This is a genomic window from Thalassospira xianhensis MCCC 1A02616 (genome assembly GCF_003326475.1).
GTDB classification, from domain to species: Bacteria; Pseudomonadota; Alphaproteobacteria; order Rhodospirillales; family Thalassospiraceae; genus Thalassospira; species Thalassospira xianhensis.
The window spans coordinates 1-20,337 of sequence record NZ_JPWA01000014.1 but is presented as its reverse complement, the minus strand read 5'-3'; the positions used below and the strand labels follow the sequence as shown (position 1 = coordinate 20,337).

Annotated in this window: 21 protein-coding genes and 1 riboswitch; of the genes, 11 read left to right on the top strand and 10 right to left on the bottom strand. The window is 54.5% G+C overall.

Annotated features, from left to right (window positions below):
• Positions 1 to 92 precede the first annotated feature (92 nt).
• Entirely contained in the window at positions 93 to 1,343 is a 1,251-nt protein-coding gene (locus TH5_RS12605; RefSeq protein ID WP_114122168.1) for an EAL domain-containing protein, read from the bottom strand.
• A gap of 321 nt (positions 1,344 to 1,664) precedes the next feature.
• Between TH5_RS12605 and TH5_RS12600 the strand changes: the two genes are divergently transcribed.
• The 4 genes from TH5_RS12600 (at position 1,665) to TH5_RS12590 (ending at position 4,852) form a co-directional block, all read left to right on the top strand.
• Complete coding sequence (locus tag TH5_RS12600; RefSeq protein WP_114122167.1) at positions 1,665 to 3,083, top strand: tetratricopeptide repeat protein; 1,419 nt, start codon at positions 1,665 to 1,667, stop codon at positions 3,081 to 3,083.
• Between the two features lie 24 nt (positions 3,084 to 3,107).
• Positions 3,108 to 3,647 (top strand): SAM hydrolase/SAM-dependent halogenase family protein, encoded by a 540-nt coding sequence (locus tag TH5_RS26105; protein ID WP_341866610.1) that lies wholly within the window; start codon positions 3,108 to 3,110, stop codon positions 3,645 to 3,647.
• 24 nt (positions 3,648 to 3,671) lie between these two features.
• Entirely contained in the window at positions 3,672 to 3,929 is a 258-nt protein-coding gene (locus tag TH5_RS26100) for an SAM hydroxide adenosyltransferase (RefSeq protein ID WP_341866612.1), read from the top strand.
• A gap of 98 nt (positions 3,930 to 4,027) precedes the next feature.
• The gene (locus TH5_RS12590; RefSeq protein ID WP_114122166.1) at positions 4,028 to 4,852 is read left to right on the top strand and encodes an MBL fold metallo-hydrolase; all 825 of its coding nucleotides are present in this window, start codon (positions 4,028 to 4,030) and stop codon (positions 4,850 to 4,852) included.
• 21 nt (positions 4,853 to 4,873) lie between these two features.
• Here TH5_RS12590 and TH5_RS12585 read toward each other — a convergent pair whose 3' ends face one another.
• From TH5_RS12585 to TH5_RS12575, 3 genes are all read right to left on the bottom strand, one after another.
• On the bottom strand, positions 4,874 to 5,566 hold the full coding sequence (locus TH5_RS12585; protein ID WP_114122255.1) for an OmpA/MotB family protein: 693 nt from the start codon (positions 5,564 to 5,566) through the stop codon (positions 4,874 to 4,876).
• Between the two features lie 35 nt (positions 5,567 to 5,601).
• Positions 5,602 to 6,396 carry a motility protein A gene (locus tag TH5_RS12580; RefSeq protein WP_114122165.1) on the bottom strand — a complete coding sequence of 265 codons (795 nt, stop codon included), beginning with the start codon at positions 6,394 to 6,396 and terminating at the stop codon, positions 5,602 to 5,604.
• Positions 6,397 to 6,675: 279 nt separating this feature from the next.
• Positions 6,676 to 8,388 (bottom strand): methyl-accepting chemotaxis protein, encoded by a 1,713-nt coding sequence (locus TH5_RS12575; RefSeq protein ID WP_244204905.1) that lies wholly within the window; start codon positions 8,386 to 8,388, stop codon positions 6,676 to 6,678.
• 274 nt (positions 8,389 to 8,662) lie between these two features.
• Between TH5_RS12575 and TH5_RS12570 the strand changes: the two genes are divergently transcribed.
• From TH5_RS12570 to TH5_RS12550, 5 genes are all read left to right on the top strand, one after another.
• The gene (locus TH5_RS12570; RefSeq protein ID WP_062958278.1) at positions 8,663 to 8,929 is read left to right on the top strand and encodes a hypothetical protein; all 267 of its coding nucleotides are present in this window, start codon (positions 8,663 to 8,665) and stop codon (positions 8,927 to 8,929) included.
• A gap of 240 nt (positions 8,930 to 9,169) precedes the next feature.
• Complete coding sequence (locus TH5_RS12565) at positions 9,170 to 9,391, top strand: hypothetical protein (protein WP_114122254.1); 222 nt, start codon at positions 9,170 to 9,172, stop codon at positions 9,389 to 9,391.
• Positions 9,392 to 9,503: 112 nt separating this feature from the next.
• The gene (locus TH5_RS12560) at positions 9,504 to 10,031 is read left to right on the top strand and encodes an adenine phosphoribosyltransferase (RefSeq protein ID WP_114122163.1); all 528 of its coding nucleotides are present in this window, start codon (positions 9,504 to 9,506) and stop codon (positions 10,029 to 10,031) included.
• A 125-nt stretch (positions 10,032 to 10,156) separates the two neighbouring features.
• Positions 10,157 to 10,603: a hypothetical protein gene (locus TH5_RS12555; RefSeq protein WP_114122162.1), complete on the top strand. Its 447-nt coding sequence runs from the start codon at positions 10,157 to 10,159 to the stop codon at positions 10,601 to 10,603.
• A 123-nt stretch (positions 10,604 to 10,726) separates the two neighbouring features.
• Entirely contained in the window at positions 10,727 to 11,269 is a 543-nt protein-coding gene (locus TH5_RS12550; protein WP_114122161.1) for a Panacea domain-containing protein, read from the top strand.
• A gap of 28 nt (positions 11,270 to 11,297) precedes the next feature.
• On the opposite strand, the gene TH5_RS12545 is transcribed toward TH5_RS12550, so the two are convergent.
• Together TH5_RS12545 and TH5_RS12540 are read right to left on the bottom strand one after the other, a co-directional pair.
• Positions 11,298 to 12,353 carry a ChaN family lipoprotein gene (locus tag TH5_RS12545; RefSeq protein ID WP_114122160.1) on the bottom strand — a complete coding sequence of 352 codons (1,056 nt, stop codon included), beginning with the start codon at positions 12,351 to 12,353 and terminating at the stop codon, positions 11,298 to 11,300.
• Between the two features lie 48 nt (positions 12,354 to 12,401).
• The gene (locus TH5_RS12540; RefSeq protein ID WP_244204904.1) at positions 12,402 to 13,559 is read right to left on the bottom strand and encodes a trans-sulfuration enzyme family protein; all 1,158 of its coding nucleotides are present in this window, start codon (positions 13,557 to 13,559) and stop codon (positions 12,402 to 12,404) included.
• 93 nt (positions 13,560 to 13,652) lie between these two features.
• On the opposite strand from TH5_RS12540, the gene TH5_RS12535 reads away from it, so the two are divergent.
• Together TH5_RS12535 and TH5_RS12530 are read left to right on the top strand one after the other, a co-directional pair.
• Positions 13,653 to 14,975, top strand: coding sequence for an NAD(P)/FAD-dependent oxidoreductase (locus TH5_RS12535; protein ID WP_114122158.1), 1,323 nt, complete (start codon positions 13,653 to 13,655; stop codon positions 14,973 to 14,975).
• A gap of 123 nt (positions 14,976 to 15,098) precedes the next feature.
• Positions 15,099 to 15,827, top strand: a complete 729-nt coding sequence (locus TH5_RS12530; protein ID WP_167443539.1) for a DUF4198 domain-containing protein — start codon at positions 15,099 to 15,101, stop codon at positions 15,825 to 15,827.
• An 84-nt stretch (positions 15,828 to 15,911) separates the two neighbouring features.
• Here TH5_RS12530 and TH5_RS12525 read toward each other — a convergent pair whose 3' ends face one another.
• From TH5_RS12525 to TH5_RS12510, 4 genes are all read right to left on the bottom strand, one after another.
• Positions 15,912 to 16,955 carry an MBL fold metallo-hydrolase gene (locus tag TH5_RS12525; RefSeq protein ID WP_114122156.1) on the bottom strand — a complete coding sequence of 348 codons (1,044 nt, stop codon included), beginning with the start codon at positions 16,953 to 16,955 and terminating at the stop codon, positions 15,912 to 15,914.
• A gap of 195 nt (positions 16,956 to 17,150) precedes the next feature.
• Entirely contained in the window at positions 17,151 to 18,104 is a 954-nt protein-coding gene (locus TH5_RS12520; RefSeq protein WP_114122155.1) for an ABC transporter substrate-binding protein, read from the bottom strand.
• Between the two features lie 72 nt (positions 18,105 to 18,176).
• A complete protein-coding gene (locus TH5_RS12515) occupies positions 18,177 to 18,980 on the bottom strand; it encodes an ABC transporter permease (RefSeq protein ID WP_114122154.1) in 804 nt (267 codons plus the stop codon).
• Positions 18,977 to 19,801, bottom strand: a complete 825-nt coding sequence (locus TH5_RS12510) for an ABC transporter ATP-binding protein (protein ID WP_114122253.1) — start codon at positions 19,799 to 19,801, stop codon at positions 18,977 to 18,979. The genes TH5_RS12515 and TH5_RS12510 overlap by 4 nt, the downstream gene beginning before the upstream one ends.
• Positions 19,792 to 19,903, bottom strand: a riboswitch (TPP riboswitch). It overlaps the preceding gene by 10 nt.
• Positions 19,904 to 20,337: the final 434 nt, after the last annotated feature.

The following is a 20,337-nucleotide window of genomic DNA, read 5'->3' as shown; positions in this document are numbered from 1 at the left end:
GCATATTTGTACCGCTTTTGTTCCTGATCTGCCAAGAGGAGAAACGCGGGACAAAGCGGTCAAGTGACAGGAATTGTCAGGATCAGGCGGGATTAGCGTTTCTGGGCGGCGGCCGCGCGTTTGGCCCGGCGCTGGCGGGCGATCATGTTATCGATATAGCGGCCCTGAAACAGGGTAATCCCCAGCGATTGGCCGAATTTGATGGCGGTCGGGCTATCGCAACGACACAGGATCACACGTTCGCGGCCAGAGTCTTTTACAAGGTTATCCATTTCGGAATATTTCTTGCGAATGACGTTGTCAGTCATTTCCTCGCGCCAGGCGACCTTGATGAAATCGGCCTTGAGGCTTTTGCGATCCACGAATGACAGGGCTTCGACAGTCAGGTTGTCGATCAAAACGCGATAGCCGCGTTCATGAAACTCGTCACGCAGCCGCAGATAGGTCTCAAGGTTCGAGAACAGATCGACCTGATTGAGCTCGATGATCACATTGCCCGGCCATTTTTTACGAACAACTTCGTCGAAGCGTTCAAAATCCCTGGATGTGAGCGTTTCGAGATTAAGGTTGATCGAGAACGAGCTTGCATGGGTCTTGAATGTCCGCTTGCAAAGATAATTCAGCATGCGTTTATCAAGCACTTCGGTCATGTGCTGGAACAGCCAGCGATTTGACGCGAGGTCGATATTGGGCATTATCGCGTTGCGAAGATCGGCAATCGAGACAAAAAACTCGTCGAAAACCGGATGCAGTTCCTTCGATCCGGCACGGGCAAAGACGCAAACCGGTTGCTGACGGATATGTTCGGAAAGATCGGCGGAATGAATGGTGTCTTCAAGCTGTGCCAGATTTTCCGCATTGATCGGGCTTAGTGCATCAATCGGTTTTTGCACCGGACGCAGGTTGTTGCTTTGCTGCAGCTTTTTGGCGCGTTCATCCAGGTGCTGGCACAGAAGCAGGAATTCCTGAAATTCCGTGTTCAGGTTGTACCACGTGCAAAAGCCGGTTTCTTCGCTTTCGTCCTGGGATAGCGGATCATCGCGGAAAAGATAGCGCAGCGTATCAACAGCCGGTTCGACATCGGCAATTGATTTGTCTTTCCAGATGAAAAGAAGGTCGTTGTTGCTTAGAACGAAAATGCGGCCGACATAAAGCTTCACATAGCTTTCGAAAGTATTGGTCGCGACGCGAATATGATAGTCTCGCCGGTGGAAGGGTTTAAGCCGTGACAAATGAATATGAACAGCGCGGTGCCCGAATTTACGGGTTTCCAGGCGCTGGACATAGTCAAGCATCAGGTATTCCTGAAGGGCCTGTTGGCCATATTGTTTCGGCTCAATCAATCTTCTTCCCCGAAAGAGACAGGATTAATTCCTGATATTGTGAATTCATACAATGGCATGGAACCATCTATCAAACCATATTGTCCCTGAATGCCGCGTTAACAGGGGGTGTCTGGTATATAGTATCTTTTTACGAATTATATTTTGGACATGTCCTATCGCATAGTTTCCGAGTTTGGAAAATGCTTTTAACGAATTGTTCGCAGCCATCGGGCAGACTGGATCACAATCAGGGAAAAGATTGATCTGTGCGCCTTGGACTTGACGACAGGCTGCGAAACATGCTCCCTGAATTGTCTTTAATAATAGGGGGTTGGCACCATGAAGGTATCCGCAATGCGGACCGGAGACTGGCTGAGGATCGGCGGCAGAAGCCTCGCCGTTCTCGGCATGGTTTCATGGGTGTCTGGCTGTGCGCCACTGCTTGATCAGGATTTCTGGGACGAGGCAACGTCGTTTACCGATGAAAATTACACCGCCAATGGATTGCAACAGCTGGCGACTGGTGATTATGCGTCGGCCGAAAAATTCTTTGACGAGGCGCTGCGCAAGAATCCCCAGGACGGACATGCACTTTTGTGGCGGTCCGTTTTGTACCAGAACACCAACCGGGCGGATCGGGCACGTGATGGCTATGATACGCTGATTGCGATGAACCCGCCCGGAACGGTTTTGATGACAACCGCCAGCGGGACGCAACCGCGCCCGTTGCGGGATGCTGCCGAATTCAATCTCATGCGTCTGCAGCGTGGCCTTCCAGGTTCGCTTAGCATCAATGACCAGATTGCCACTGCACCGGCCGGACTTGGTACAGCAACCCAACCAATGATCGCGCAATCAAATGCTTTGACTGCAACTCCGATGGTTGCGGGTGCCGGGTCACGCGTGCGCACGGCAGATATGCCTGCTGGTGCGGCATTAAGCGCCGGTGACGAGGCCATTGCAAAACGGTTTGCGACGATGCGTGATTTGCAGGCCGCAGGTCTTGTTACACCAGAAGAATATTCGGCTCGCCGTTCGGCCAATTTGGGTGCACTTCTGCCAATGAGCCAGCCGGCACCGGCGGCCTTTCTGGATAACCCGCCCCCCGACAGCGCACAGGTCGCGCAGCGTTTGAACCAGCTGAACCGTGCGCTTCAGATTGGTGCCATCACGGTGCAGGAACATGTTAACGAGCGCACGGCAATTCTTGATGCACTGCTGCCTGCGCAGCCGCGTCAGCGTGCAACACCACCCCCTGCGCCACAGGGGTTGATGGATGCCGCCCGCCAGATAGCACGGATCGAAGATTTGTCGCAGATGAAGCTGATAACGCCCGATGAATTCAAGCGCGAGCGCGATGCAATCGAGGCCGCAATTGTTGAACCGGCGCAGGCAAATGTTACGACGCTGAGTTCCGGTGAACCGGTTCGTCGTGTTGCGACGGGTGAAAGCCGCGCGGTCCAGTCTGGCGGCGAGATGGCGGCTGCACCGATGGCAGCAAGTTCGGTAGCTGCGACCGCAGGTGGCAAAAGCATGCATCTGGCGTCTTATCGCAGTCAGGCACAGGCTGAACGCGGCTGGCAAATTCTGACGCAACGTTATGCCCAGCTTGCACCGCTTCAGCATGGTGTGACACAGGCAACCATTCCGGGCAAGGGCACCTATTTCCGTCTGATGGCCACCGGGCTGAGTGATAGCTCCGCCAGTTCGATTTGTGCGGAACTGAAACGTAACGGGCAGTTCTGCGAGGTTAAATAACCAAACTTTGAAGGCCGGGTGTTTATGGAAACATATTACCCGGTCTTTGATCTGAACCGGCTAATTACTGCCGGTTTTCCGATTGACCGGACATCCGACATGATCCTGATTTTCAGCGATTTTGGTGTAACGGGCCCTTATAGCGGGGCCATGCGTGCGGTTGTTCACCGTGACGCGCCGGATGTGACGGTTTGCGATCTGATGGTGGATGCTCCGGATCGTAATCCCAAGGCATCGGCGTATCTTCTGGCGGCACTTTCACGCGAATTTCATCTCGGCGACGTTGTTCTTTGTGTTGTTGATCCCGGTGTTGGCAGCCAACGGCGCGGCCTTGTTGTTGAATGCGACGGTGTATTATTTGTCGGGCCGGATAACGGGTTATTTGAAATCCTGATCCGGCGGGCAGCGAAGTGTCGTGTCAAGGTTATCAACTGGTATCCCGAGAACGCATCGGCCAGCTTTCACGGGCGCGATATTTTCGCCCCGATCGCCTGTATGATAGCAAAGGGGAAGCCGGTCGCGCTGGCTGATATTGATCCCGTGCAGCGCTATGTTCCGGCATAAAGCTGGCCGGACGAACTTTCGGAAATCATTTATGTCGATACTTACGGTAACCTGATGACAGGGCTTGTTGCTGCACCGGGCTGGCAGAACCGTAACCTGTCCCTTCTGATTAACGGGCAGTTGCTTTCGCCCGCACGGACATTTTCCGATGTCAAGCTTGGACATGGATTTCATTATCGCAATTCAATCGGTCTTTGCGAAATTGCCGTGAATTGCGGTCGGGCGGATCAGGTTTTCGGCGCAGAGATCGGTACCGCGGTTTTCATCAGAGAGCAGAAATAGAACGCGGACAATTGGCTTGTCCGAAATGAGTGTTATATTTCAACCTGATTGATGCATTCCCGCTGGCGATGGCCGCAGATAGATGTGAAGGGCAGTGAATGGCGATTGACGTCAAGTTCTGGGGAGTTCGCGGAAGCATTGCCTGTCCGTCACCCGATCATGTTGTTTATGGCGGCAATACCAGCTGTGTCGAAATGCGGATCGGTGATCAGACCCTGATCTTTGACGCAGGTACCGGTATTCGAAACCTTGGCAAGGATCTGATCCGGCGCAAGGTAACCGAAGCCAGCATTTACCTGACACATACCCACTGGGACCATATCAACGGTTTTCCATTCTTTGTCCCGGCTTATAACCCGGCCGCACGGTTCCATGTCCTGGCAGGGCACCTGACGGCGCAGGGCGGGGTTGAGCGCGTGTTTTCGGCCCAGATGGCCGATCCGACATTCCCCGTGCCGCTATCGGCCATGAAGTCAAAGCTGACATTCGAAGATTTTCCGGTTGGCTCTGTCCTCATTCCGGCAGACGGGATTGTGATACGGACAGCGCCGTTGCGCCACCCGAATGGTGCGACGGCTTATCGGGTCGAATATGCAGGCAAGTCGGTTTGCTATGTTACCGATACCGAACATGTTCCCGACCAACCTGATGAAGTGATCCTCGACTTTATCCAGAATGCCGATCTGGTGATCTATGACAGTACTTACACCGATGAAGAGTTTCCGGCCAAAGTCGGGTGGGGGCATTCAACCTGGCAGGAAGGTATTCGACTATGCCGGGCGGCAAATGCCAAGCGCCTTGCTCTTTTTCATCATGATCCCGATCACAATGATGCGGCAATGACCGTGATCGAGCAAAAGGCACGTGCCCAATGGTCAAATACCTTTGCCGCACGGGATGAAATGGTTGTTGTGATCGAGTAGGGGAAGCTTGGCGACAAACGGTCAGAATACGCGCGAATATTTCGGGAATACGCGGATATCGATACGCCGGTTTGCTTCGCGGTTTTCCTCGATCGGATTACCGTCGTCGTCGCGGTTTGGCAATTTCGGCTTGGTATCGCCATAGGAAATTGCCCGCATGCGATCACTGTCAGGATCAACCCCGACAGCGGTCAAAAACCGAACAACGGCAATGGCCCGCCCGGCGGCCAGTTCCCAGTTTGACGGGAAACGTGGTGTGTTAATCGGGCTGTCATCGGTATGCCCGGTGACCTCAATCTGAAAGCCAAGGTATCGCGGTTCCTTCAAAAGATCGCCAACATCTTTCAGGAAAAGCACGGCATCCTGCGTCAGATTGGCCGAACCGGGGTGAAAGAATGAACCGCTGCCCAGTTCCATCAGGATACCTTCATCATCTGTCGAAACATTGACATCACTATCCATGGACATGTTGAAGACGACATCCTTCAGGTCGGTTTCAAGGACCTGGGTCGGGCGCACAATCTCGCGCTTACCAATCTGTTCTGCGATACCGGACTGGACCTTTTCAAACAGCGGAATTTCAACCTTTGAAAAGCTGACCAGCATGACAAAGAATGCCATCAGAAGCGTGATTGCGTCGGCATAGGTCGCCATCCAGTCTTCGTCGACCGGTTCGTCCTTGCGTTGCCCCATGGGTGATTTGCGCCGGGCCATCATGGCCTCCTGTCTTCAAAAATATCTTGCCGCTGCTATTTGGCAGACTTGTCGATATTGAAATGGATTGCCGGATCAAGGAACGAATTCATTTTGTCCTGGATCGCGCGCGGTCCCTTGCGATCAGCCAGCATGATCAGGCCTTCTGCAATCAGGTAATTGCGAAACCGCATGATTTCTTCACGCTGCTGGATTTTGCTGGCGGCGGGCATGAAAAAGAACCGGGCGGCAACAATCCCGTAAAGTGTCGTGATCAGCGCAATCGCAAGACCCGCACCAAGCTGTGTTGGATCGTCAGCCATTTTATCAAGCATGATCACCAGACCAACCAATGTCCCGATCATGCCAAATGCCGGCGCGGCACCTGCCATGTTTTTCAGGATGGAAACCGGCACCAGATTGCGGTTGAACGCGTTTTCAATCGCGTTGTGGAGCATTTCGGCGGTTTCATCACCGTTATACCCGGTGATCACGACTTCCATCGCCCAGCCCAGGAACGGCTCATCTTTGCCAACCCGCTGAGCTTCCTGCTCCAGCGCATTGATGCCTTTTTTCTGAAGCAGATAGCCCCATTTGACCACACGACCGACTTCGCCGGTCAACTGGCCGCGGCCCATTTGCGGTGCCCGAAAGATTTTGAATATCAGCTTGAGTGCGAGCAGAACATAGCGCGCTTCATAGGCAATAAAGGTCGCTGCCAATGTGCCGCCGATAACCATCAACGCACTCGACAGGCTCATGAAAACAAAATAGTTGTCGGTCGAAATGAAAATCGAGCCAATGAATAGCCCCAGTCCGACCAGAATCCCCAAAATCGTCGTAAACGACATCGTTTTTTATTCTCTCCAAGCGTGAACCGCTCGAATACCCCCAACCCATTTAGAACTTTAAAGAGTTAACCCCCTTTTTTTGACAGAATAGACATATAACCTGTTGCCGTCAGGTTAAAATTGGTGTCGAGCCGTTCACGGAAGCCATATTTTTCATAACGCGCTGTAACAATTTAATTTTGTCCTTCATGCGATCATTGCAAGAGGCAGAAAATACAAACCCCGCAACCGTACGGGACGGCGCGGGGCGTATGGCTTGGATTGAAGTGTATTTTGTGTTCAGGCAGACCGGATACTGATCAGGAAACTGTCGACTTCACTGCGAAGTTCGGTTGATAGCTGGCCAAGTTCCTCGGCAACTTTGAGAACCTGATGGGCGGCCTTATCGGTTTCCGCAACCGTATCGCTGACGCGCTCGATATTGCTGCTGACTTCCTGTGTGCCGATGGCAGCCTGTTCGACATTCTGTGCGATTTCACCCGTTGCGTCGGCCTGTTCACGTACCGCATCGGAAATCGTATTGGTGATGTTGGTAATGCGGGAAATAACATCGGAAATATCGTCCATCGACTGGACTGTCTTTCCTGTTTCTTCCTGAATTGCCAAAATCTGTTCGGAAATTTCACTGGTGGCACGGGCCGTCTGGTTGGCAAGGTTTTTGACCTCGGCGGCAACCACAGCAAATCCCTTGCCTGCTTCGCCCGCCCGGGCGGCCTCGATGGTTGCGTTCAGCGCCAAAAGATTGGTCTGACCGGCGATGTCGCTGATCAGTTCGACAATCTCACCAATGCGACCGGCGACTTCGGAAAGGCCGGCAACGGTTTTGCTGGAAACTTCGGCTTCACGGGATGCCTCGGCTGTGATTTCGGTTGAATGGTGTGCCTGATCACCGATCTGGGTGATGGAATGAGACAGATGTTCCGCCGCGTCGGCCACTGTGCGGACATTAACGGTGGCTTCTTCGGATGCGGCGGCAACTGTGGTGGCACTCTTGCTGGCCAGATCGGCGGCCCCCACGAGTGCGCGGGCCGTGCTTTGCATGCGATCGGCCGAAGTCGAAACCGAACCGACAATATTGGCAATAACGCTTTCGAAACCGCCGATATGCTTTTCCAGCGTCTGCATGCGTTCTTCACGTTTGCGCGACGCGGCTTCCTGTTCGGCTTCCATGCGTTTTTTGGCAATCGCATTGGTCCGGAATACGTCAACCGATTGGGCCATCCGACCAATTTCGTCTTTGCGATCCAGATCATGGATGACCAGATCGGTTTTGCCGTTGGCAAGCTCGGTCATGACCGAGCCCAGCTTGCTGAGTGGCTCTGTAACGATTTTCGACAGTAGCAACCTCATGCCGAAAATGGTCGCAATCGCAATCGCGATACCGCCAATCACAATACCGAACAGGATCTGATTGGTTTTTGCCTGTTCGGGGGCAACCGAAAGGCTCGATGACAGAACGGCAATCACGTCGCCTTTTTCGGCTTCCATGGCACCGTGGCAACTAAAACAAACCTCTCGCTCGGCACCCTTGGTCACGCCCAGAACAATCGGCATAGACAGGCGATAAGTCCCCTCGTCGGTATAGCGACCGATGGTTTCACCGGTTTCAATTGCTTCTTGATCAATGGCATCGCGCGGTGTTTTCAGGTCCTTGTCGCCATATTCTTTCATGTAGGCCATCGTCGTTGGCCCCCAGGCAGACCAGAGCTCGCCGGGATAATCCAGATTGCGGCTTTCAAACCAGTTATTGAAAACATCGATCCCGATGTCATCTGAGTCATCGGGGCGGGCAGCCATGACATTGACAATCAACGCGTGAAGCGATGTCAGTTCGTTCTGACTAAGCTGATGAAGCTTGGCGTCCATTGCCTTTTCTTCGGCAAACATCATCATCGCAAGTGCGATGATCACGGTTGACGTCACGCCGAAGGCCGACGCCCACATAAAGCGTTTGCGAATGCCCATGGCATTGAAAGCCGATAACAACTTCATCACTGATCCCCGATCGGATAATGCAAATGCATGCATGACGGACCACCGACGACCTGTTGATCTGTCGACGATCCGTATCAAACTGTCCCGCACGGAGCATCGGGGTATGTGGCTTGCGGGTCTTTGATTTGTCTCAAGTGACCGCGGGCAAGGGCAGGTTTATTCGGATAGGTTGCTCTCTGATCGTATAGGTTTTGGTGAGGAGCGAAACCTTGTCACAGGGCGCGCGGCAGGGCATAACGGGCAGCCGATCTTGCCAGAACAGGAAAACATCATGAGCATTTCATTTTCGGACGCGCAGAAAAAGCTCGAACAGATCACAGCCGAAATGCTGGAGCTGATCCGCAAATACGGGTTGGATGCTGAAAGTCCGTTTGATGTGATACCGGTTGCACGTGCCAAAATCGACAATCAGCAAGACTATGTCCGGTTTCTCGAACTGTCTATCGAAGGCCGTATTTACGGCGAATATGCTGACGCCCTTAAAAAGAAAATGGATGAAGAAGTCCGTCAGGCCGACGCCAACAAAAAGATGCATTGAGACGATCCGTGCATTTGCGAAATGGCGGATTTTTTCAGTAGGCTAAAATACTGTTTTATAAAAACTTTCGCCGATTAAGGCGGGGTGTCACAAAATATTCCCGATCTTGTCACCGTCCTGCCGTTGAGACGCGGCCTTTAGAGGATTATATCGCTGCTTGACGATGCGCTGGGTTAACCGGGCGTTGTTATTCCGAAGGGGATTGTCATTCGGAACATCACGAGCAACAGGATGGCTGACATGAACAAAAGTTATGTCCAGACCTTGATGGAAGTCGAAAAAGTATTTGGTCAGATCAATGATCATGATTACCGCCTTTATCGTGCAGTATGGGGTAACCGGCAGGCCGCCGGGACCGGTTTGCCGCGCGGAACGCGTGCCGAAATCAGCAAGAAACTTGCCAACGACTTTGTTGCAGCCAACGGTGCTGTAATGCACCGAAGCACGGCACACGCGGCCTAGTGACCATTGCGGGATTTACCGCCAATATTCCGGAACGCTTGATTTCAAACCGCCATCTGGTGTTAAAGATGGCGGTTTTGTTTTTCAGGTTAACCTCGACCGGAGTTCTCCCATGTCGATCAAGTCGCTGATCCGTACCATTCCCGATTACCCGAAAAAGGGAATCATGTTTCGCGATATCACAACACTGTTTGCCGATGCAGACGGCTTGCGCGATGTGATCGACGGTTTTGCCGCCGAATTCCAGGATAAAAAGATCGACGTGATTGCCGGGATCGAGGCGCGCGGCTTTATCATTGGTCCGGCCGTTGCGGTCGCCCTTGGTGTCGGTTTTGTTCCGATCCGCAAACGCGGCAAACTTCCGGCCGAAACCATCGCGGTCGAATATGAACTTGAATATGGCTCGGACGTGATCGAAATGCACACCGATGCAATCAAGCCCGGTCAGCGCGTTCTTGTGATGGATGACCTGATTGCGACGGGTGGCACGGCGCTTGCCGCGATTGATCTGATTGAAAAGGCGAGCGGCGAGGTTGCCGGTTGTGCCTTCATCATCGATCTTCCAGATATCGGCGGAGCGCAAAAAATTCGTGATCGTGGTGTCGATGTCTTCCATCAGGTCGAATTTGAAGGCGATTGACGCCTCAAAACCGGTCCTGCACCTTGAAAAATGACGATTCTTGTCTCTTTTGGGCCGTAATTGGGGTATAATCTTACAGTTGAATAATGCTGTAATATGTTCCGGTTTCGGCTGGAGAGAGGAAAATGGTCGTACCTACCGTCAATAGCCAGTCCGTAAGCCAAGTCAGCCAGTATGGTCGACTTGCGGCTGCTGGTGCGCGCGGTATGGCGACCGTTGACCGCAATGCCCAAGTCCAGGCACCCAGTGAACATTACACCTATGACCCCGACAATGACGGCATCCTGTTCAATGCCTATATCGATGGCAAGGGCAGCAGAAATTCCGGTCAGGGCAGCGCAGGTGAGCAGAAAGACCAGCGAACGGAGCAAAGCCGTTTTTCCGCGGCCCGTCGTTCCAGTGATCGCGAAGGGGCAATTTCGTCTGAAAGCGATATCGATTTCGCAAGTTTCCTTGATCCGGAAATCCCGTTTGATCTGAGTGTGAATAGCGGCACTTCGTTCTATGCGGTTGTCAACGCCGTCGTGCATGGGGCTGGTGTTCGCGGTACGCGGGTGGACGCCTATATCTGATATGCCGGGCGACAAGCCCGAGCCTTCTTCAAAATTGAAAACATTCTTTACCGGTTCTTGTTGTCCTATCCTTGCGGCATTATGATCACGGCTTGATCATGCGTTTCCATTGCTGGATCTGATATGCAGAACAAGCCGGTCCTCAATTCCGTTTTCGAAGCCGTTTTTCGCCTGATTGATCATGCGCTGAACGATAACGAATATCTGCAACCGCAAAAACTTCATCGTTTGCTGTATCTGGCACAGGCCTATTACGGTGCGAATTATCATGGCCGCATGCTGATGCCGGCTGTTTTCGTCGCGGACGATATTGGTCCGATCGAACCGAACGTCTACGCGGTGATGGAAGAAAGCCGCCCGGATGTGCGGCTTAAATCGGTTGATCCAAAAACGCAGCATTTCATTGAAAGCATCTGGTCGCAGTTCGGTCATCACTCGGTCGAGCATCTCAGCGAAACCGTGCGCAATCATCCACCTTATCTTAATGCCTATAAACAGGCACCGGGGACATTGATCCCGTTTCAGGAGATGGTCGATTTCTATGCCTCGGTCCGCAAAAGTGCCACCACGCCCGAAGCAAAGGAAGTCGTCCGTCCACGTGTCATGAGGTCGCACAAGGGGAAACCGGTCGCGACCACTGACTGGTTGCCCCGCCGTATTAAGTAACCGATCAAATCATAACGATTGTAGATGGTTATTGGCCGATATTCATGTCTTCGCACGGATCAGTACGTGGCAGATCATTGGTGAACCACATGAAATCCGCCACATCCTCCGATCCCATCCGAAGCGCATAGTCGCGGACACCAGGAAGGTCTTCTCCCGGGTCGTCGGCCTCGACCAGGATGACGACCGCAATATCCTTATCGGTCAAATCAGGTGCATAACGGTGCAGGTGATAGGGGACCGCAACGTCATTGCGTACATGCATCGCACCGGCAATCAGGAATGCGCCATCCGGACTGTTGGTTTCGTTCACATCAATCATTGCGCGTGCCAGCGATGCGTCGCGGGCAAACTGCACAAGCGAGAAAGCAGGCAACTGAGATTTGGGCAACATGTTGCAATGGCCCTCGGCAATTTCCTGATCAAAGCGCGCGGCAATGTCATCGGGTATCGGCGGTAGTGCAAGCTTTTCTGCAAGCTCTGTCGGCATGGCGCTTATACCCTCGCTGATCATGGGGCGCAGGACATTTTGGGGCAGGTTGCCAGCAACCATAGATAACCCGTTTTCCCGGGCTGCCTCGGCAATCGGGGCATAGTCGTGCCAGGAAGGCCAGCCGCTCTCACCCCAGTTCATTTCACTGCCGAGTTCATCGGGGGATACAGTCTGCCACGCCTGATCGAGGCTTTCCTGCTGGTCCCGGTTAAACATTTCCCAGACAACCGCCCGCTTGGTGTTTTCGCGTTTGCTAAGCGCGCGGACCAATTGGGCCTGATGATGATGGTGGATCGGGTTGTCATGTTTTTCACCAATCAGGACAAAACGTGTCCCGGCAAGTCGCGAAACCATGTCGTCAAACATGACATAGCGCTGCCCGGCCATATCAAAAATCAATCCCGGTGCAGGTGGCAGGGCATCCGCATCGGGAATATCGCGAATGCTTGGCAGTTGGCTTGGCGTGTCGGTTTGTGCCTGTGCCGACTGAACCGGAAATTCCGTCGCCGCGATCATTGCCGTTACGGCAAGACACAGTGAAAGTGACTGTTTGAAACAATATCGTGTGCGGGCACGAAACGCAGTTTTCATCACGCGTGGAATTTCCAGTCCATTGATTGGCCGATCTACAATCCGACTTTATTTACTCAAAGCTAGGGCGGTTTCAATATCATGGATCAAGTCATTGATATCTTCGATACCAACAGACAAACGCAACAGATCATCAGGCACCGGGCTTGTCGGGCCTTCGACCGACGATCTGTGTTCAATCAGGCTTTCGACCCCGCCGAGTGATGTCGCGCGTTTAAACAGCTTGCACTGATTATGGAAATCCACGGCCCGCGCACCGCCGCCCTTGACCCGGATCGACATCATGCCGCCAAATCCGCCACTCATCTGGCGTTTGGCGATATCATGGCCGATATGGCTTTCAAGGCCGGGATACTGGACCTGTACGACTTCGGGGTGGTTTTCGAAATGGCGTGCAATCACCATCGCATTGGCACTGGCCCGTTCGACACGGATTGACAGGGTGCGCATACCACGCAGAAGCAGCCATGCTTCGAACACGCCCAGAACTCCGCCACCGCCAGCATGCTGTTTGCAGACCCGTTGCCAGAATTCGCTGTCCTTGTTTGCGGTGGTAAGTGTGCCTGCCAGAACGTCGCTATGCCCGTTCAGATACTTGGTGGCCGAATGCATGACGATATCAGCACCCAGTTCAATCGGGCGGGTCAGAAGCGGGGTTGCAACCGTATTATCGACCGCAACAATCGCACCGGCTTTGTGCGCGGCGTCGGCAACGGCGGCGATATCGGTGATCTGCCAATCCGGGTTGGCGGGCGTTTCCAGCCAGACCATTTTTGTTTTACCCGGCTTGATATGGCTGACCCAATCGGCTGTGTTGCCATTGTCAACGAAATCAAATGTCAGACCGGCGCGCACACCGCTATCAAGCATGAAACTGCGCAGCGCCCAGTACATCACCTTTGGCGCGACGACATGATCGCCCGGCGACAGTGCATGCAGCAATGCAACCGCGGCCGCCATGCCCGATGCGAAAAGTCGCGTTTGTGCGCCGCCTTCCAGCGCATCAAGAACCGCACAGGCCTGATCATAGGTCGGGTTGTCGGTCCGGGTATAGCAACGGCCGTCATGATAGCTGAGGTCGGCATTGCGTTCAAACGTGGTCGAGGGATAGATCGGCGGGGTAACCGAACGGGTGGTTTCCTCGACCCAGCCCAGTGCCTGGGCCGTGATGGTTGCAGGCTGCTGTTTCTTGTTATCGGCAGACATGGTGGCACCTGATTTTGTTGTCATTTATTGCCACGCAACATAACGTGGAACGCGCCACATCCCAAAACGAAAACAAAAGAACGACCCATTCAGATGCCCCATACCACGAACGATCCCCAATTCGAACTTCCCAAAGAATGTGATGTTGTCGTCATTGGCGGCGGTATCCATGGTTCTTCCAGCGCCTATTACCTTGCCAAGGCAGGCATGAAGGTTGTCCTTCTGGAAAAGGATACCATTGCCTCGCATCAGTCCGGACGGGCGTGGGGGTTCGTTCGCCAGCAGGGCCGCGATCCGGTTGAACTGCCCCTGATGATCGAATGCAACCGTATCTGGCAGAGCCTTGAAAAGGAACTGAATGCGGATCTGGAATGGCGGCAGGGCGGGGTGATGTTTGTTGCCCGCGACGATGCGGAAATGGCCGAATTTGAACAATGGATCGAAGACGCCAAAGGGTTTGATATCGAAACGCAGGTGCTTGATCCCAAGGGCGTTGCCAGAATTGCACCGGGCATTACGCGACCCGGCGTCGGCGGAATTTATACCCCCTCTGACGGGCAGGCTGAGCCGAAAAAGGCCGCCCCGGCAATCGCAAAACGTGCTGCCGAACTTGGTGCTGTGATCGCCGAGGGATGCGGTGCCATCGGCATTGAAACAAGCGGTGGCGCAATCAGTTCGGTTATTTCCGAACGTGGCGAGATCAAATGCAAATATGTTATCTGTGCCGCCGGGGCCGCGACGCATAAATTCGTCGCCAAATTCGGGCGCCGTCTGCCGCAGCAAACCACGCGCGGCACGGTGATCCGCACAACCCCGGTGCCGGATATTTCGGCTGCCGGGACGCTGGCCTCCGGCCTTGCATTTCGCCAGCGCGCCGATGGTTCGATGAATATCGCGGACGAGTTCATGACCGATCTGGATTTGACATTGGGCCGGTTCAAATATGCCCGCGATTTTGCACCGGGCCTCTTTGCCAACTGGGCGACCTTCAAATTCCATCTGAACAAGCGGTTTATTGATGACCTTGTTGACCGCCTGCCGGGGTCGGCGGCATCAAAGCAGCCATTGATCGGCCGCCGCGAAAATCAGGCGCAGCCTTATGAGGTGCGGGTGAATAACGCGATGGCCAACCTACAAAAGGTTTTTCCGCAAATCAAACAGGTCGGCATTGTCGATAAATGGGCAGGCGACATCGATGTCACCCCGGATGCCATACCGGTGATCGATCAGTTCGACAATCCAAGACATTTCTTCGTCGCAACCGGTTTTTCCGGCCACGGATTTGCCATGGGCCCGGTTGTCGGCAAGGTGCTGGCCGACTGGATTACAACCGGGCAGCCATCCATCACCCTTGCCGGGATGGAGCTTTCACGGTTTGAGGATGGCACCATCCGCAAACCGCGCACGCGGGTCTGATCCTGTCTGGATGAGGAATAATCTGGCGTCGGGATCGTTTTCAAACGGTCTTGACGCAGGGTATCTCTCATGCAATTAAATGTTATGTTATAACGTAGCATAACATTTAATTTGAGGTTCATGATGAAATTTGCATCGGTCGTCGGTGTTGGTCTGGTTCTTTTCGGGGCGGCACAAATCGCCAATGCGCATGGCGTCTGGGTTGCCCAGCGCTGGGATGAATACGGAATTATCTATGGTCATGGGGCCGAGGATAATGATTATGATCCGGCCAAAATCAAATCGGTCACGGTCCTGACCGAGGACGGCAAAGCCAGCGAAGGCAAGGTCGAGGCCCGCGATACCCACGCCATGATCGTGCCGGGTGAGGATGCGGCCATTGTCCTGATCGATTTCGATAACGGCTTTTATACCGAGGGACCGGACGGCAAATGGGTTAATCAACCCAAATCAGCCGTCGAGGGCGCAAAACAGGCGGGCCGTTACCTGAAGCATTCGGTGTCACTGCTGCATATTCATGGCGATATCCCTGCCTTGCCAGCACAGGCATTGCAGATCGTGCCGTTATCCAACCCGACCGAACTTGAAGCGGGTGACGATTTCAAGGTCCGGATCCTTTATGATGGCAAGCCCCTGCAGGGCGTTGCGATCATTCCCGATTACGTCAATCTGGCCGAAACCCTGATTGGTGAAACCGATCAGGATGGCATTGCCGATATCACGGTGCGCAATGACGGGCTGAACGTTATTGCGGTCAAATATTCAGTTCCGCTTGAAAACAATGCGGATGCGGACCTGATCCAGCATTTCGCGACCCTGTCCTTTACGGCGGGGGGCGAACATAGCCACTAATCAATTCCCATGGCCGGAAGTTTGATCGCGCTTCGCGGCTAATGAAGACCGGCAACGATCTGCACGTTGTCGGTCTTCATCTTTTTACTGGGCTGCTTCCGTGTCGTTATTCGCTTTTATCGGATGGCTGATTTTGCCGGGAAAGAAGCGTGTTGCCCCAATGGGGGCTGCAATGAAATCATCGTCGGAAATGCCAGCATCCTTTCGCGCCGATGCCAGCCGCAATGGCGGTTCGTCAACCGGCTCCGCGGTCAGGACGAACGTGCCCCAATGAATGGCAAGCGCCTGTTTGACGCCCATCACCTGCATGATCTGAACGGCTTCTTCGGGGTTGGTGTGGGCATGTCGCATGAAATCGCTGGGTTCATAAGCCCCGATCGGGATCAGGCCGAAATCAATCCCGCCATATTGTTCGCCCATTTCGGCAAACAGCCGTTCGTTCCAGCCGGTATCACCGACGAAATAGAAACGATAGCCGTCGGCGAATTCAAGGATGTAGCCGCCCCACAGCATTTCCTTGCGGTCCTTGGTGGTGCGTGCTGACCAGTGATTGCTGGGTACATGGGTGATTTTCAGGTCCCCATGCGAAAGGCTTTGATCCCAGTCGAGTTCGTCATAGCGATCCGGATTGATCCCGGCGGTTTCAAGCAGCACACCGTTCTTCAGCGGCAGGATATAGCGCGGCGCATTGCCAATCTTTCGTAGGCTGGCAACGTCGAAATGGTCGTAATGATTATGCGATAGCAACACCAGATCAAGCCTGGGCAGTTCATCAATCTGCAATCCCGGCTGGCTGTAGCGTGCCGGGCCAAGATGGCGGAACGGCGATGCCCGCTTGGCAAAGACCGGGTCGGTCAGGATATTGAGCCCGCCATATTGCACCAGTACCGTCGCATGGCCGATCCAGGTAATTTGCAGGCGCGCCGGATCCGGATTGTGAATGGCATCCAGATTTGGCGCCTCGGTCGGGATTTTGCCGCGCTGATGTTTGGCTTTCGGCCAGTTTTCAGCACCGAAATAACGCCGTTTCATAAAACGCCAGAAAGATCGTTTGACCCGATCGGGCAGGGGATAGCGGTTTTCAAATCCGGTTTCGGTGTGATGTGGTGGTCGGTTATCATTCGTCACGCGGTCAAATCCCCAGATCGGCTGATTGTTGTTTTGGATCCTATCAATGTGTCGCGGATCGGGAATTGTGCAAGTGGGACCGCTGTCCGGATTGGGACAAAGAAAAGGCCGGAACCGGGGCAGGTTCCGGCCTTCGTGACGACACCTGCTTTTGACCGGCAAAAGCAGGTACCGCGGGGGGAAGGTGCGGGCAGATTATTCGATTACCGTCACGTAGCTATCAAGTGCCGGAACGGTTTCGATAATACCCTGATCCTTGAGATAGGTGGCAAAGCGTGCATAGCGGGTCCGGTCAACCGCGGCCGGACGCAGCGCAAAGCGCGGCAGGGTATCGGCCCATGCCTTGATGTTGAGTTCGTCATCAAGGTTTGGATAGGCCGCGATAAAGGCCTGCCAGCTGTCATCGGGATGGTTGATCAGGTATTGCACGCCTTCTTCAAGGGCGGCCAGCATACGGGCATAGCGCGGATCATCGACCTTGTCGTTGCGCACGGTCAGGATCAGCTCGTCATAGGGGGGGACGCCTTCTTCCTCGACATAGAAAGCCTTGCCCGGTTTGCCTTCGATTTCCATCTGATTGAGTTCGAAGTTGCGGTAGCCGCCAATGATCGCATCGACCTGTCCGGAATAAAGAGATGGCGAGAGCGAGAAATTGACATTCACCAATTCGACGTCATCAATGGACACGCCATGATTGCCCAGCATGGTGCCCAGCAGGGCATCTTCAAACCCGGCCAGCGAATAGCCGATTTTCTTGCCCTTAAGGTCGGCGATTTCCTTGATCGGGCCGTCTTTGAGCACAATCAGGCTATTGAGCGGGGTGGCAACCAGCGTACCGATCCGGGTCAATGGCAGGCCTTCGGCGGCCTGCACGTGAAGCTGTGGCTGATAATTGACGGCAACGTCACCCTGACCGGCGGCAACAAGACGCGGCGGGGCGGATGGATCGGCCGGTTCGATCAGCTCGACATCCAGATCATGCTTGGCAAAAAAGCCCTTTTCCTTGGCGACGATCAGCGGTGCGTGATCGGGATTGACGAACCAGTCGAGAAGAATGGTGAGCTTGTCGGCGGCAAAGGCTGGGCTGGTCATTCCCATCGCAACCGCGCCAATCGTGGCCGCGGTGATCATGGATTTCAGGCGTGACATGGATGAACCTCCTATCGGATATCGGATATATTTTTGATGTTCTGCCCCGCAATCTTTCGCGAGGAATTCGGTTTATCTTGCCGGTTTCAGGCTGTCGGGCTGCCAGGGCAAGGCCGCACGTAACGCCCGGTCGACAAGGAAATATTGCGTGATCGAAAAGGCGCACAGGATCAGAAGGCAGGCAAAGACCATATCGATCTGAACCCGGGCATTGGCATGGAGCATCAGATAGCCAAGCCCGTGGCTTGATCCGACCCATTCGCCGATCACCGCCCCGATGGGGGCAACCGCGGTTGCGACCCGAAAACCCGAGGCAAATGAAGGCAATGCGGCAGGCAGGCGCACATGGGTCAGCAACCGCCAGCGGCTGGCACCCATGGTGCGGGCAAGGTCAAGGAAGCCCGGTTCGGTCCGAGATAACCCGTCAAAGAACGCGACCGTGACGGGGAAGAAAATGATCAAGGCCGCCATCGCGATTTTTGAACCCAGACCAAAGCCCAGCCATAATACCAGAAGCGGGGCCAGCGCAAAAAACGGGATCGCCTGCGACACCAGCAAGATCGGCATCAGCCAGAACCGAACGGGGGCAAAAAGCGCCATCGGAAGGGCTGCCAAGGCCCCCAATGTCGCCCCGGCAAAAAGCCCGATCACGGTTTCGGCAATCGTGTATCTGGCATGGTCAAGCAACACGTCATGGCGCTTGATCAGGGTCAGCCAGACTTCATAGGGGGCGGGCAGCATATATTTCGGCGCACCGGTGACGGTGACAACAATCTGCCATGTCGCGATCAGGGCGGCGATGATGATGACGGGTCGGGCGAGTTTCAGCAGGCGCCGTTCGGTAAGCGGGGTGTGGGGCGTTGTTCGGTTGGTCATGCCAGATCCTCCGCCCGGTTGAGTTCCTCGGCGGTGGCACCAAGCTGACGGAGCAATTCGGCCTGATGGCGGAGTATTTCCGGATCGGTGACATCGCGCGGGATGCTGCCCGCCGGAAGGATGGCGTCACTCAGCACCGCGGGCGTGCCGCGCAAGACATGGACGCGATCACCAATCCGAAGGGCTTCGAGCGGATCATGGGTGACCAGCAAAACCGTTTTGCCGCGCAATACCCGTGCGGCAAGGTCCTGAAGGCGCATCCGGTTAAGCGGATCAAGGGCGGAAAAGGGTTCATCCATGAGGACAACCGGGCGATCTTCCATCAGGGTGCGGGCAAGGGCTGCGCGCTGCTTCATGCCACCCGAAAGTTCGGCCGGGCGCAGGTGGGCGGCGTCTGATAACCCGACCTTGGCAATCAGCGCATCGGCACGTGCAAGATCGGGGCGTTCATTGCGAAGCACCGCCCCCAGAACGACATTTTCCCGCACACTGCGCCACGGCAGAAGCAAATCCTGCTGCGCCATATAGGCAACCCGGCCCAAAAGCGGCCTGCCATCCGAGCAGGCAATATCTCCGCCAGCCTCGCCATCAACCAAGCCTGCGAGATAGCGCAACAATGTGCTTTTGCCGACACCCGATGGGCCCAGCAGACAGGTGATGCTGCTGGCGGGTAGGGTCAGATCAAGATCATGGAAAATATCGTCGCCGTTAAAGGCCACGCGACCACCGCGCAGATGAATATCAAACGGCGTCGTATTGCCCGGCATGACGGGGGGATTTGGGGATGTTGCCGGTTTCGGCGCTGGTACTGTCTTGCGCATGCGATCCTTCCTACGCCGGTCTTAACCGGTTCAGGTTCAAAGGGTCGTCCGGCAACACCGAACCTCTCAGCCGATTCACGATCAGCCCCCCTGGAGATGACGGGACTATGCGCAGATCGTCGCGTTACGTCAAGCATTGGAAAAAGTTCTTGATTTGTTCTTTGGTTTGTGACATAAAGACAAAGTCAACGGGAGAAATGCACCCGGACAGAAACCCGCAAGGCCTCATGCCTCGCGGGTTTTTGCGTTTGGGGCCGGATCAAAGAGGGGATCAGGATGCAGCGGCAAGGACTGAGGCAGGGCAGCGGGGTAGTCCGCAGGATATGGGTCGGCGGATGGCGGAGCCATTACGGCGGCATTCCGAGCCGGTTCTAATACGCTTTTAATACGCTTGTTTGTCATGACGGGAGAGGTGCGTCTTGTCGGGGAAGGGACCCCGAATTTGCCGGAAGCGGCAGCGATGGCAGCAGTGGCGGCAGTGGCGGCAGTGGGTTGAGGTCCGTCGGCGGTGGACAGGTTGGGGGCAGTACGCCCGA

What these genes read in the sequence shown, in the direction of transcription:
- TH5_RS12590 (WP_114122166.1), top strand. Translation starts at nt 4,028, where the DNA reads ATGGCGATTGACGTCAAGTTCTGGGGAGTTCGCGGAAGCATTGCCTGT.
- TH5_RS12550 (WP_114122161.1), top strand. Translation starts at nt 10,727, where the DNA reads ATGCAGAACAAGCCGGTCCTCAATTCCGTTTTCGAAGCCGTTTTTCGC.
- TH5_RS12580 (WP_114122165.1), bottom strand. Translation starts at nt 6,396, where the DNA reads ATGTCGTTTACGACGATTTTGGGGATTCTGGTCGGACTGGGGCTATTC.
- TH5_RS12535 (WP_114122158.1), top strand. Translation starts at nt 13,653, where the DNA reads ATGCCCCATACCACGAACGATCCCCAATTCGAACTTCCCAAAGAATGT.
- TH5_RS12600 (WP_114122167.1), top strand. Translation starts at nt 1,665, where the DNA reads ATGAAGGTATCCGCAATGCGGACCGGAGACTGGCTGAGGATCGGCGGC.
- TH5_RS12510 (WP_114122253.1), bottom strand. Translation starts at nt 19,801, where the DNA reads ATGCGCAAGACAGTACCAGCGCCGAAACCGGCAACATCCCCAAATCCC.
- TH5_RS12570 (WP_062958278.1), top strand. Translation starts at nt 8,663, where the DNA reads ATGAGCATTTCATTTTCGGACGCGCAGAAAAAGCTCGAACAGATCACA.
- TH5_RS12555 (WP_114122162.1), top strand. Translation starts at nt 10,157, where the DNA reads ATGGTCGTACCTACCGTCAATAGCCAGTCCGTAAGCCAAGTCAGCCAG.
- TH5_RS12565 (WP_114122254.1), top strand. Translation starts at nt 9,170, where the DNA reads ATGAACAAAAGTTATGTCCAGACCTTGATGGAAGTCGAAAAAGTATTT.
- TH5_RS12515 (WP_114122154.1), bottom strand. Translation starts at nt 18,980, where the DNA reads ATGACCAACCGAACAACGCCCCACACCCCGCTTACCGAACGGCGCCTG.
- TH5_RS12545 (WP_114122160.1), bottom strand. Translation starts at nt 12,353, where the DNA reads ATGAAAACTGCGTTTCGTGCCCGCACACGATATTGTTTCAAACAGTCA.
- TH5_RS26105 (WP_341866610.1), top strand. Translation starts at nt 3,108, where the DNA reads ATGGAAACATATTACCCGGTCTTTGATCTGAACCGGCTAATTACTGCC.
- TH5_RS12520 (WP_114122155.1), bottom strand. Translation starts at nt 18,104, where the DNA reads ATGTCACGCCTGAAATCCATGATCACCGCGGCCACGATTGGCGCGGTT.
- TH5_RS12575 (WP_244204905.1), bottom strand. Translation starts at nt 8,388, where the DNA reads ATGAAGTTGTTATCGGCTTTCAATGCCATGGGCATTCGCAAACGCTTT.
- TH5_RS12540 (WP_244204904.1), bottom strand. Translation starts at nt 13,559, where the DNA reads ATGTCTGCCGATAACAAGAAACAGCAGCCTGCAACCATCACGGCCCAG.
- TH5_RS12560 (WP_114122163.1), top strand. Translation starts at nt 9,504, where the DNA reads ATGTCGATCAAGTCGCTGATCCGTACCATTCCCGATTACCCGAAAAAG.
- TH5_RS12530 (WP_167443539.1), top strand. Translation starts at nt 15,099, where the DNA reads ATGAAATTTGCATCGGTCGTCGGTGTTGGTCTGGTTCTTTTCGGGGCG.
- TH5_RS12585 (WP_114122255.1), bottom strand. Translation starts at nt 5,566, where the DNA reads ATGGCCCGGCGCAAATCACCCATGGGGCAACGCAAGGACGAACCGGTC.